The organism is Nonomuraea endophytica, assembly GCF_014203235.1.
GTDB classification, from domain to species: domain Bacteria; phylum Actinomycetota; class Actinomycetes; order Streptosporangiales; family Streptosporangiaceae; genus Nonomuraea; species Nonomuraea endophytica.
In genome coordinates, this window is the sequence record NZ_JACHIN010000003.1 from 140,128 (window position 1) to 152,194 (window position 12,067).

The following is a 12,067-nucleotide window of genomic DNA, read 5'->3' on the forward strand; positions in this document are numbered from 1 at the left end:
CTGTCCCACTGTCGGCAGGGGTCCGCAGTCTCGAGTTACCCGTGCATTGCTGAGAAAGGCCGGTTGCACGGATGGCGGATGAGGTTCCGCAGAAGCGGTGAGGCTCGTAAAGGGATTCGGGGCGCCAAACGCAGAGAAACCTTGTGGTGAGAAGCAGCTGGACGATCAGGCGAGCTCATATTTGCTGTGAAACTCATGTGCTAAGGTGCGGATTTCGCGGAGGCCATCGACCTTTTCAGCCGCTCGGGCCTGGACGAGGATGTTGCCCAAGGCGGTGGCCTCTACGGGGCCTGCGACCACGGGGAGGCCGGTGGCGTCGGCGGTCAGCTGAGACAAGAGGCGGTTGCGGGCGCCGCCTCCCAGCAAATGGATGACTTCTACCTGGTGGCCGGACAATGCTGTCGCATCGGCTATGGCGTTTCGGTGGGCCAGGGCCAGGCTTTCCAGGATGCAGCGGACTGTTTCCGGCTTTGTTCTTGGTACGGGCTGGCCTGCTTTTCGGCAGGCTTCGGCTATGCGGGTGGGCATGTCGCCGGGGGCCAGGAATGAGGGGTCGGCGGCGTCGATCAGGGAGCGGTGGGGTTCGGCTTCCTCGGCGGACTGCAGCAACGCGGGGAGGTCGGGGGAGCCCCAGGTGGTGAGGCATTCCTGGAGGAGCCACAGGCCCATGACGTTGCGGAGGTAGCGGGTGGTGCCGTCCAGACCGGTCTCGTTCGTGAAATTTCCGGTACGGCTGGCCTCTGACAGCACCGGAGCGGAAAGCTCCACGCCTACCAGTGACCAGGTGCCGCAGGAGATGTAGGCGAAGGCGTCCGTCGCGGCCGGGGTGGCGATCACGGCGGAGGCGGTGTCGTGGGAGGCGACCGCCACGACCGGGGCCGACCAGGCCGGGAAGGCGTCGCGGCAGCACGCTTCGGGGGCGTGGGCGGGGGTCATGACGCCGATGGGGGAGCCGGGGTGGCGGATGGGGGGGAGCAGGTGGGTGGGGATGCCTGCTTTGCGCGCCACGTCGTGTGACCAGGTTCGGGAGTGGATGTCGAGGAGGCCGGTGGTCGAGGCGTTGGTAACCTCGGCGCCTGTTTCGCCGGTCAGCCAGTACGCGATCAGGTCCGGGATCAGGAGCATGGTCGCGGCGTCGGTCAGGTCGTCGGCCAGTAGCTGGAAGATGGTGTTGATGGGGTGGGGCTGGATGCCGGTGGCCTCGTAGAGGGGCTGGGCGCCCAGGCGGTCGATCGTCGCGGACACCACGCCTTCCGTACGGCTGTCGCGGTAGCTCACCGGGTCGCGGAGCAAGGTGCCGTCCGGGCCCAGGAGGCCGTAGTCGACGCCCCAGGAGTCGATGCCGATCGAGTCGACCGGGCCCGCTTTGGCCAGGCCGTACAGGATCTCGTGGAAAATGCGGTGGATGTCCCAGCGCAGGGCGCCCGCGCGCATCGTCGCGCCGTTGGGGAAGCGGTGGACCTCGGTCAGCGTCAGGGACTCGTCGCTGACGATGACGCGACCGCTGGAGGCGCCGAGGTCGATGGCGGCGAAGCGGGTCATCGGGTGGACTCCCTCACGACCAGTTCAGGCTGGAAGACGATCTGCTGGTGGGCGTGGGCGCTGGGGCGGTCGCACTCGTCGAGCAGCAGTTCCGTGGCCACTTTGCCCAACTGGTAGGTCGGCTGGCGGACGGAGGTCAGAGAGACGGCCGAGGCCGAGGCGAAGTCGATGTCGTCGTAGCCCATCAGGGCCACGTCGTCGGGGATGCGGACGCCGAGTCGCGTGAGGCCGCGCAGGACGCCGAGGGCGAGCAGGTCGTTGGCGCAGAAGACGGCGTCGGGGATGCCGGAGTCCAGGAGGAGCTGGGCGGCCTTTTCACCGGCGCGGGCGGTCATCGTGGGCATCTGGATCAGGCGCATGGCGCCGGGGAACGTCTGGGACGCGCCGTCGAAGCGGTCCTGGCACTGGCGGATGGTCAGCGGGCCGCTGACGTAGGCGACGGAGGTGGCGCCGACGGCCATGAGGTGTTCCACGGCCAGCTTGCCGCCGACCACGTCGTTCACCGCCACCGAGCACTGGTCGGCGCGGTGTGGCGGGTGGTCGACGAGGACGACGTTGATGTTGTGGGCGCGCAGGCGGTCCAGGCGCGCGGGGTCCTCGTCGGACGGGGTGATGAGCACGCCGCGGACGCGCTGCTCGGCCAGGACGCGCAGGTTGCGTTCCTCTTTGGTACGCGAGCCGGCCGAGTTGCCCAGGATGACCGCGTACCCCAGGGCACTGGCGGTCTCCTCCACCCCGGCGGCCACGTCGGTGAAGAACGGGTTGCCGATGTCGATCACCGACAGGCCGATCGTCCGGCTGTAGCCCGCGCGCAGCGTCGAGGCCGAGGCGTGCCGGACGAAGCCCAGGTTCTCGATGGCCGCCTCCACCCGTCGGCGGGTCGTCGGGGAGACCTTCTCCGGGCGGTTCAGGACGTTCGAGACCGTGCCGGGGCTGACTCCGGCCAGTTCGGCGACCTCCTTGATGTTCACCACGGGACCTGATTAAAACGTAACAACCGCGATACGGCAATTGACGGCAGCGAGATCGCTGTCTAGCGTCGCACACGTTGTTAAAACGATTCAAAGGATTGCGTGCATGGACATCAGACCGCGGCTCAGGGAGCAACGGATCGAGACCCCCTCGTGGGCGTACGGGAACTCGGGCACCCGCTTCAAGGTCTTCGCCCAGCCCGGCGTTCCGCGCGACCCCTACGAGAAGCTGGCCGACGCCGCCCAGGTGCACCGCTTCACCGGGATCGCGCCGAGCGTCGCCCTGCACATCCCCTGGGACAAGGTGGACGACTACGCCGACCTGCGCCGCCACGCGGACGGCCTCGGGCTGAGCATCGGGGCGATCAACGCCAACGTCTTCCAGGACGACGACTACAAGCTGGGCAGCGTCGCCAACCCCGACCCGCGCGTCCGCCGCAAGGCCCTGGACCACCTGCTGGAATGCGTCGACATCATGGACGCCACCGGGTCGGACACGCTCAAGCTCTGGTTCGCCGACGGCACCAACTACCCGGGCCAGGACGACATTCGCGCCCGCCAGGACCGCCTGGCCGAGGCTCTTGAATCGGTTTACGCGCGGCTGGGGGATGGGCAGCGGTTCCTGCTGGAGTACAAGTTGTTCGAGCCCGCCTTCTACACCACCGACGTCCCCGACTGGGGCACCGCCTACGCCCACTGCCTCAGGCTGGGCCCGAAGGCGCAGGTCGTCGTGGACACCGGCCACCACGCGCCGGGCACCAACATCGAGTTCATCGTGGCCTTCCTGCTGAGGGAGGGGAAGCTCGGCGGCTTCGACTTCAACTCGCGCTTCTACGCCGACGACGACCTGATGGTGGGGGCGGCCGACCCGTTCCAGCTGTTCCGGATCATGTACGAGGTGGCGGAAGAGCCCGGGATCGCGTTCATGCTCGACCAGTGCCACAACCTGGAGCCCAAGATCCCCGGGCAGATCCGCTCGGTGATGAACGTTCAGGAGGCCACCGCGAAGGCCCTCCTTGTCGACAAAAATGCCCTTAAATCCGCGCAGGAAGCCGGCGACGTCCTCGCCGCCAACGCCGTCCTCATGGACGCCTACAACACCGACGTACGCCCCCTGCTGGCCGATCTCCGCCGGGAGGCAGGCCTCGACCCGGACCCCATGGCCGCCTACGCCAAGTCCGGATATTTCCAGGAAATCAGCGCCACCCGCGTCGGCGGCGCCCAGGCAGGCTGGGGCGCCTGATGAGCAACGACACCCCCACCCAGGTCGGAGAACTGCTCGACCGCGCCCACGCCCTGGGCGGCGACCCCCGCAACACCAACTACGCGGGCGGCAACGCCTCCGTCAAGGCCGCCGGCCACGACCCCGTCACCGGCCAGGACGTCGATCTCATGTGGGTCAAGGGCTCCGGCGGCGACCTGGGCACGCTGAAGGAGAGCGGCCTGGCCGTCCTGCGGCTCGACCGCGTACGCGCCCTTAAAACGATCTACCCCGGCGTTGAACGCGAAGACGAGATGGTCGCGGCGTTCGACTACTGCCTGCACGGCAAGGGCGGCGCCGCGCCGTCCATCGACACCGCCATGCACGCCCTCGTCGAGGCGGCGCACGTCGACCACCTGCACCCCGACGCCGGCATCGCGATCGCCACCGCCCAGGACGGCCCCGCCCTCACCGAGCGGATCTTCGCCGGCCGCGTCGTCTGGGTGCCCTGGCGCCGTCCGGGCTTCCAGCTCGGCCTGGACATCGCCGCCATCCAGGCCACGAACCCGCAGGCCATCGGCGCCATCCTCGGAGGCCACGGCATCACCGCTTGGGGCGCCACCTCGGAGGAGTGCCGCGCCAACTCGCTGGAGATCATCCGCACCGCCGAGCAGTACATCGCCGCCCACGGCCGCCCCGACCCCTTCGGCCCGATCGTCCACGAGACCCCCGGCGAAGAGGTACGGCTGGCCAAGGCGGCCCAGCTCTTCCCGCTGCTGCGCGGCCTGGCCTCGACCGACGCGCCCATGGTCGGCCACTACACCGCGACCCCCGAGGTCCTCGACTTCCTCGCCCGCGCCGAACACCCCCGCCTGGCCGCGCTCGGCACCTCCTGCCCCGACCACTTCCTGCGCACCAAGGTCGCCCCGCTCGTCCTGCCCCCGGACCCGGCCGAGGAGCTGATCAGGCACCTCCACGCCGCCTACCGCGCCGACTACGCCGCGTATTACGCCCGCCATGCCGTACCGGAATCACCCCCCATGCGCGGCGCGGACCCCGCGATCGTGCTGGTACCCGGCGTCGGCATGTTCTCCTTCGGCAAGGACAAGCAGACCGCGCGTGTCGCCGGCGAGTTCTACCTCAACGCGATCAACGTCATGCGCGGCGCCGAGGCTTTGTCGGCGTATGCGCCGATCGAGGAGAGCGAGAAGTTCCGCATCGAGTACTGGGACCTGGAGGAGGCCAAGCTCCGCCGTCTGCCGCCGCCCAAGCCGCTGGCCACCCGGATCGCGCTGGTCACCGGCGGCGGATCCGGCATCGGCGCGGCGACCGCACGCAGGCTGGCCGCCGAGGGGGCCCGCGTGGTGGTCGCCGACCGCAACCTCGCCGCCGCCGAGAAGGTGGCCGCGCTGATCGGCGGTGCGGACGCCGCGGTGGCGGTCCGCGCGGACGTGACCGACGAAGCGCAGGTCCAGGACATGGTACGGCGGGCCGTGCTGGCCTTCGGCGGCCTCGACCTGGTCGTCAACAACGCGGGACTGTCCCTGTCGCGCCCCCTGCTGGAGACCACGGCGGACGACTGGGACATCCAGCACGACGTCATGGCTAAGGGCTCGTTCCTGGTCTCCCGCGAAGCAGCCCGGGTCCTGATAGATCAGGGCATGGGGGGAGACATCATCTACATCTCCTCCAAGAACTCGATCTTCGCCGGTCCCAACAACGTCGCCTATGGAGCCGCCAAAGCCGACCAGGCCCACCAGGTCCGCCTGCTCGCCGCCGAACTGGGCGAACACGGCATCCGCGTCAACGGCATCAACCCGGACGGCGTCGTCCGCGGCTCCGGCATCTTCGCCTCCGGGTGGGGCGCCAACCGCGCGGCCGTCTACGGGGTGCCCGAGGAGCAGCTCGGCGAGTTCTACGCCCAGCGCACGTTGCTGAAGCGCGAGGTCCTGCCGGAGCACGTGGCGGCCGCGGTGTTCGCCCTGACCGCCGGCGACCTGGACCTCACCACGGGCCTCCACATCCCGGTAGACGCAGGCGTCCCCGCCGCCTTCCTCCGCTAACCCACCCCCACCCGGCCGCTCCGCCCCACCCGTCCGGCTCCCGGTCACAGCTCGACGCGGGGATCGGGCGACGGCCTGTGGTGGGGCCGGGGCGGTTGCGCGGTGTGGGGAGGGGGCCGGGACACCGGTGTGGTGGGTGGCCTGTGGCGGACTGTGTAGGTGGGGCGGGATGCCGGGGTGTGGGCGGGTGTCGCGGTGTGGGTGGTCCCGGTGGGCCGGGGGCGTGGTGGGGGAGTTCGGGGGCTTGGGGGTGGGTGAGCCCCTAAGGTTGGGGGCAAATTGCCAACCTTGAGCGCATTGGCGGGGATATGTCCGAGGAGACGCTGGTCGCCGGCCGCTACCGGCTGGACGAGCTCATCGGCCGGGGGCAGGCCGGTGAAGTGTGGCGGGCGCACGACGAGAACGCCGACTGGACCGTCGCGGTCAAGATGCTCACCGCGGGCTCCAGCGAGCTGGCTCACAAACATGCCCAGACCGTGGCCAAGGTCATCCATCCCCATGTGGCCATGGTTCTGGACATCGGTGGTCATAACGGCGTGCCGTACCTGGTGATGGAGTTTCTGACCGGGGCGAGCCTCGGTGAGGAGCGGGTCGCGCACGGGCCGTTGGGGATCGTCGAGGCGTGTGACCTGTTCGGACAGGCGGCGGCCGGGCTTGACGCGGCGCACCGCGCGGGGGTGGTGCACGGGCAGATCGACCCGAACTCCTTCCGCCGGGCGGGCAGCGGAGTGCTCAAGGTGGTCGGATTCGGGATTCAGGGGGCGGATCAGGGGCCGGTGACGCCGTACCGTGCGCCCGAGCAGCTTGACGGGCCGGGCGGGCCCGCCGCCGATCTGTATGCGCTGGCTGCTGTTTGTTATGAGATGTTGTGCGGGCGGCCGCCGTTCGAGGGCGAGGGGGAGGAACTGGCCGAGCGCATCCGCACCGCCGAGCCGGAGCCGCCGACGCGGCACCGTCCCGCCGTTCCGGCCGAGCTGGAGCAGTTGTTGCTGGCGTTGCTGGCCAAGGATCCCGCCGCACGTCCCGCGGGCGGTGACACGGTACGGCGCCGCCTGGCGAGCATCGCCCGCCCCGGAGCCACCCAGCGCACCGGCCCCCTCCCCAACCTCCCGGACGCCCAGACCCCCTTCAACGCCCCCGTAACCGCCGAAGGCCAGACCGGTACCCATGCCGGAGCCGCCCCGCAAGCGGGCCACGGCGCCCCAGGCCAAGCAGGCCACGGTGCCCCAGGCCACGGGGGTCCACAAGCGGGCTACGGTGCCCCGGGCCAAGGCGGTCCACAGACGGGTGCCTCAGGGTACGGCGGCCCGCAAACGGGTGCCTCGGGGTTCAGCGGCCCGCAAGCGGGTCCCTCGGGGTACGGCGGCCCGCAAGCGGGTGCCTCAGGGCTCAGCGGGCCGCAAACGGGTGCCTCAGCGTATGGAGGCCCGCAAACGGTCCGAAACAGCTCCCAGCCAGGCATGCCGGGAGCTCCCGGCGGCCAGCCGCCCTTCAAGGACGGTCACACCCAGATCTTCGAAGGCCCCATCGAGGACCCTCCCAACCAGAACCGGCGCCTGATCATCCAGATGGTCGCCGCCCTGGCCGTGATCGCCCTGGTCACGATCGGCTTCATCGTCCTGTCCGGCCGCGACCAGCCGGCCGCGACCCCCGTGCCCAGCACGACGCCCAGCCCGACCCCGACCTTGGAGGTGCCGGTCCCCACGCCCACCCCGGAGGAGCCGACGCCGGAGCCGACAGGCCTGGTCGACACGCTGGGACCGGCCAACCCCCTGGACAACCTGACCCCTCAGCCGCGCGACACCACCGGCCTCACCCAGACCCCGCCGGGCGGCTGGCAGAACTGGCTGGGCCGCTTCGACGAGGCAGTCAGGCTTCAGCAGCAGTTGAAGGGCATCGACGGCAAGGTGGCCGCCGATGCCCGTAAGAAGATCGCCAAAGCGATGGACCGGGCCCGGAAGGGCCGCGAGGACCAGGCCCGCCGCCACGCCCTGGAGGCGGCGGCCGACCTGCGCGAAGCGGCCGGCGACGGCGACATGGCCGCCACTGGCCCCCTCGCGAACTTCCTCGCCGACTGGGGCCTCAACCGCCCCAGGACATCCGCGTGAACGGCTGAGGTCTCACCCGCTCCAGGGACGTCCGCGTGAGTGGCGGGGGGTCTAACGCGCCCCTCGACGTCCCCGTGAGCGGTTGAGGTCTCACCCGCTCACGGGACACGATGAACAGCGGGGCTTGCCCGCTGCGGGACATCCGCGTAGGGGGGTCCCCGTGAGCGGGTGGGGTCTCACCCGCTCACGGGACGGTCAACGGCGGGACTTACCCGTTGCGCGACATCAGCGTGAGCGCGTACAACGCCACCGCGGCGAAGTCGTCAGCCGGCTCGGACGCCTGCCACGACCGCACATCATCCACAAAACGGCTCCCACGGCCGGTGAAGGGGGCATAGCGGTCGACGCCGTCGGCGGGGCAGGGGCTCATGCGGTCCATGTGCCCGCCCAGCCCGTCGTCGAACAGCGAAGCGCTGTTAGGACCATTGACGACGGCACCGGTAGGCGACCGGCCGGTGATGTTGGACATCTGGTAATGCGGGCAGGTGATCGCGTTCTCGCCGACCCCGGAGACGAACGACACGCCCCACGCGTTGGCCCCGAAGGCCCAGCCACGCTGCCGGGTGCCGAAGGAGTCAAAGGATCGGTCACCGCTGACCGACCGGTACAGCCGCGAGGTGGCCGCCAGGCCGAACGCGTGCGGCACGGAGTCGAACTGGTCATAGCCGGCACCAGCCTGGAACGGATCCTGTGACGCCCGCGCCGCGCCGATCTCCAGCTGCGCCTTCAGGTCGCCGACGAGCTGCCGCTCGGTGACAGGCAGGGTGCCGCCTCGGGCCTGGCGGATGGCCTTGACCAGGTCGGCGTGGCCGAGGGCGCTGACGTCGTACAGGTTGAAGGTGTCGCCGCCGGCGTCGTGCTTCAGGTACTCGCCGGCCCAGTGGGCGGCCTGCCGCAGCCATTCGCCGGCCCGCGGGTCGCGCAGGCGCTGGGCGGCCAGGGCCAGTTCCGCGCCGCCGAGCTCCATGTCGTCGCGCCAGACGCTCTCCGGGTAGAAGGCGTGGGGGAGCGAGGTGACAAGCCGGCCGACGTTCTCGGTCTTGGCCATGGCGTAGACGGAGGCGCCCTTCTCCAGCAGCTCGCGGGCGCGCCCTCGGTCGGGCTCCACCTGCGCGGCCAGGGCGAAGGCGGCGGCGGTACGGCCGGCCAGGTTGGGGCTGATCGGCTGGCCGGGCGCGGCGGCGCGGAAGACGGGCCGGTCGCGGATGTACTTCTCGGTGGAGTGGTCGTCCTCCTCCGGCATGCGCCAGATGTCGTGGTCGCCGGCGAAGGTGCCCTCGGCGTTGCCGGCCCCGATGCCGACCTGGATGTAGAGGGTCTTCGACGTCTCGTCCCACATCTTGTCGAGGAACTTCAGGCCGTGGTCGGCCTCGCCGCGCAGGCGCGGGTCGATGGCGCCGTCGCGCTTGGCCGCCCACAGGAGCGTGTCGACATAGGCGAGGATGTGGGTGAACTTCAGGTAGTCGCCGGCGTCGAACCATCCGCCCGACACGTCCACCGGGCCGCCGACCTTGGTCAGGTCGCCCTTGATCTGGTCGGTGTCCGGGCTGGTGAACTCGGGCCAGTCATAGACCGAGGCGGCCTTGTCGCTCTTGTGCCAGCGGTCGCGCTGGCCGCCGAAGAACGTCACGATCTTGGCCGCGGGCAGCGACAGGGCGATCGAGGGGGCCACGGCGAACTCGGCCGAGGTCTGCCCGCCCGCCTTGACCCGGTAGCTGCCGGGGGTACGAACCCTGGACAGGTCCAGGTGGTAGACGTGACGGTAGGTGTCGTTCCACTTGCCGAGGTCGCGGCCCGCCGTACCGCGGAGGACCACCCGCCCCCGGCGATCGACGACGGTGAACGGGAGTGGACGGTCCGCCATGAGGTAGGCCTCCTTGGCCTCCTCCGGCGCGAAGCCCACCTGGTCGACCCTGATGAACGACGCGCTCTCGGCCATCGCTGGGCTCCCTGCGATCAGGACGGATAACGCGGTCAACGCCGCTGCCAGCTTCATGCACGCTCCTTGAAGGTTAGGAAACCTTACTAACCTTGCTGGGCACGGTAGCCGCGGAGCGTGAGGAAGGTCAATACGCGTACATTGACGAAATGACCGACACTCACGCGCGGCGCCGAGCCGCCCTGGCCGCGCTGCTGCCCGAGCGCGCGGTTCCCGCGGTGCTCGTCTCCTCCCTGGTCAACGTGAGATACCTGACCGGACTCGACAGCTCCAACGCCGCGGTCCTGGTCCGCGAGGACGGCAGCGCCACGCTCGCCACCGACTCCCGCTACATCGAGATGACCCGCGACCTCGGCGTCGAGGTCGTCGAGGCGCCGGACACCGCGGGCGCCCTGGCCGCGCCGGGCACGGGGATCGAGGCCGCGCACATGTCCGTCGCGACGTTCCGGCGGCTGGGGGAGGGCCTGGTCCCGCTGGAGCCGCTGGTGGAGCTCCTGCGGACGGTCAAGGACGAAGAAGAGATCGAGCTCCTGCGTACGGCATGCGCCATCTCTGACCAGGCATTCAGCGATATTTCCGAAAAAATCCGCCCAGGCACCACCGAACGCCAGCTAGCCCGCATCCTCGAGCACCGGATGATCGAACTCGGCGCCGACAAGATCGCCTTCGAGTCCATCGTCGCGGCGGGCGAGCACGGCGCCGTCCCGCACCACACGCCCACCGACCGCGAACTGCGCGCCGGAGACCTGGTCACCCTCGACTTCGGCGCCAACTACCAGGGCTACCACGCCGACATGACCCGCACCGTCAGCCTGGGCGAGCCCGCCGCCTGGCAGCGCGAGATCTACGACCTCGTCGCCGCCGCGCAGAAGGCGGGCCGCGAGGCCCTCGCGCCCGGCGCCACGGCCAAGGAAATCGACTCCGCCGCGCGCGACCTGATCGCCGAGGCGGGCCACGCGGAGCACTTCCGGCACGGCCTCGGACACGGCGTCGGCCTGGAGATCCACGAGGAGCCGTTCCTGGGCCCCGTCAGGAACGGTAGACTAGAGGATCGAGTTCCGATCACCGTCGAGCCGGGGGTCTACCTCCCGGGACAGGGCGGGGTCCGCATCGAGGACACGCTGGTCACGCGTGTAGGCGGGCCGGAACTCCTCACGAAGACGACCAAAGAGCTGCTCGTCCTTTAAGAGCGGCAACACGCGGGAGAAAACGAGTGGCGACGACCAACGACCTCAAGAACGGCATGGTGCTGAAGCTCGACGGCGGTGAGCTGTGGGCCGTTGTGGAGTTCCAGCACGTCAAGCCGGGCAAGGGCGGCGCGTTCGTGCGCACCAAGCTCAAGAACGTGCTCTCCGGCAAGGTTGTCGACAAGACCTTCAACGCCGGGGTGAAAGTCGACGTGGCCAACGTCGACAAGCGCGAGATGCAGTATTCCTACAAGGACGGCGACGACTTCGTCTTCATGGACACCGAGACCTACGACATGGTCAACGTGGGCGCCAAGACCGTCGGCGACGCGGCCAACTACATGCTCGAGAACACCATGGCCACGATCGCCTTCAACGAGGGCGCAGCGCTCTACGTCGACCTTCCGGCCGCGGTCGAGCTGCTGATCTCCAACACCGAGCCGGGCCTGCAGGGCGACCGCTCCACCGGCGGCACCAAGCCCGCCACGCTGGAGACCGGCGCCGAGATCAAGGTCCCGCTGTTCATCACCACCGGCGAGAAGGTCAAGGTCGACACCCGCAGCGGCGAATACCTCGGCCGGGCCTGAGGTGTCGGCACGCGGCAAAGCTCGCAGGCGCGCCCTCGACATCCTCTTCGAGGCGGAGGCCAGGGAAGAGGACCCGCTGAAGATCCTCGCCGAGCGGGTGGAGCGGAGCGAGCCGCCCGTCAACGAGTACACCTCGGCGATCGTCGAGGGCGTGGCCCGCCACCGGGCCCGCATCGACGAGCTCATCACCACCTACTCCGAGGGCTGGACGCTGGAGCGCATGCCCGCCGTCGACCGCAACCTGCTGCGCGGCGGCACCTACGAGCTGCTGTGGATGCCCGACGTCCCCGAGGGCGTGGTCATCAGCGAGTGGGTGCACCTGGCCGGCGAGCTCTCGACCGACGAGTCGCCCAGCTTCATCAACGGCCTCCTGGCCCGTTTCAAGCAACTCAAGCCGAGTCTTTCTCTCTGAAGGGAGCGCGCCGTTCTCCGGCGCGCTCCTTTTCTCATCCGTTACGGCTCCGCCACC

The 12,067-nt window shown here is 69.8% G+C and carries 9 protein-coding genes; 6 read left to right on the forward strand and 3 right to left on the reverse strand.

Annotation, left to right across the window (positions count from 1 at the left end):
• Positions 1-165 precede the first annotated feature (165 nt).
• Entirely contained in the window at positions 166-1,542 is a 1,377-nt protein-coding gene (locus HNR40_RS12585; protein ID WP_184960673.1) for a rhamnulokinase, read from the reverse strand.
• Positions 1,539-2,516: a LacI family DNA-binding transcriptional regulator gene (locus tag HNR40_RS12590; RefSeq protein ID WP_184960674.1), complete on the reverse strand. Its 978-nt coding sequence runs from the start codon at positions 2,514-2,516 to the stop codon at positions 1,539-1,541. Before HNR40_RS12590 ends, HNR40_RS12585 begins: the two co-directional genes overlap by 4 nt.
• Before the next feature lie 103 nt (positions 2,517-2,619).
• On the opposite strand from HNR40_RS12590, the gene rhaI reads away from it, so the two are divergent.
• The 3 genes from rhaI (at position 2,620) to HNR40_RS12605 (ending at position 7,885) form a co-directional block, all read left to right on the forward strand.
• Complete coding sequence (gene rhaI / locus HNR40_RS12595; RefSeq protein ID WP_184960675.1) at positions 2,620-3,756, forward strand: L-rhamnose isomerase; 1,137 nt, start codon at positions 2,620-2,622, stop codon at positions 3,754-3,756.
• Entirely contained in the window at positions 3,756-5,777 is a 2,022-nt protein-coding gene (locus HNR40_RS12600; RefSeq protein WP_184960676.1) for a bifunctional aldolase/short-chain dehydrogenase, read from the forward strand. The genes rhaI and HNR40_RS12600 overlap by 1 nt, the downstream gene beginning before the upstream one ends.
• Before the next feature lie 308 nt (positions 5,778-6,085).
• Entirely contained in the window at positions 6,086-7,885 is a 1,800-nt protein-coding gene (locus tag HNR40_RS12605) for a serine/threonine-protein kinase (RefSeq protein ID WP_184960677.1), read from the forward strand.
• A gap of 208 nt (positions 7,886-8,093) precedes the next feature.
• Here the strand turns inward: HNR40_RS12605 and HNR40_RS12610 are convergent, their stop codons facing one another.
• On the reverse strand, positions 8,094-9,881 hold the full coding sequence (locus HNR40_RS12610; RefSeq protein ID WP_184960678.1) for a glycoside hydrolase family 9 protein: 1,788 nt from the start codon (positions 9,879-9,881) through the stop codon (positions 8,094-8,096).
• 92 nt (positions 9,882-9,973) lie between these two features.
• Here HNR40_RS12610 and HNR40_RS12615 point away from each other — a divergent pair, with 92 nt between their 5' ends.
• The 3 genes from HNR40_RS12615 to nusB are packed head-to-tail and all read left to right on the forward strand — an operon-like array spanning position 9,974 to position 12,010.
• Positions 9,974-11,011, forward strand: coding sequence for a M24 family metallopeptidase (locus tag HNR40_RS12615; RefSeq protein ID WP_184960679.1), 1,038 nt, complete (start codon positions 9,974-9,976; stop codon positions 11,009-11,011).
• 26 nt (positions 11,012-11,037) lie between these two features.
• A complete protein-coding gene (efp, locus tag HNR40_RS12620) occupies positions 11,038-11,598 on the forward strand; it encodes an elongation factor P (RefSeq protein WP_184960680.1) in 561 nt (186 codons plus the stop codon).
• 1 nt (position 11,599) lies between these two features.
• Positions 11,600-12,010: a transcription antitermination factor NusB gene (gene nusB / locus HNR40_RS12625; RefSeq protein ID WP_184960681.1), complete on the forward strand. Its 411-nt coding sequence runs from the start codon at positions 11,600-11,602 to the stop codon at positions 12,008-12,010.
• Positions 12,011-12,067: the final 57 nt, after the last annotated feature.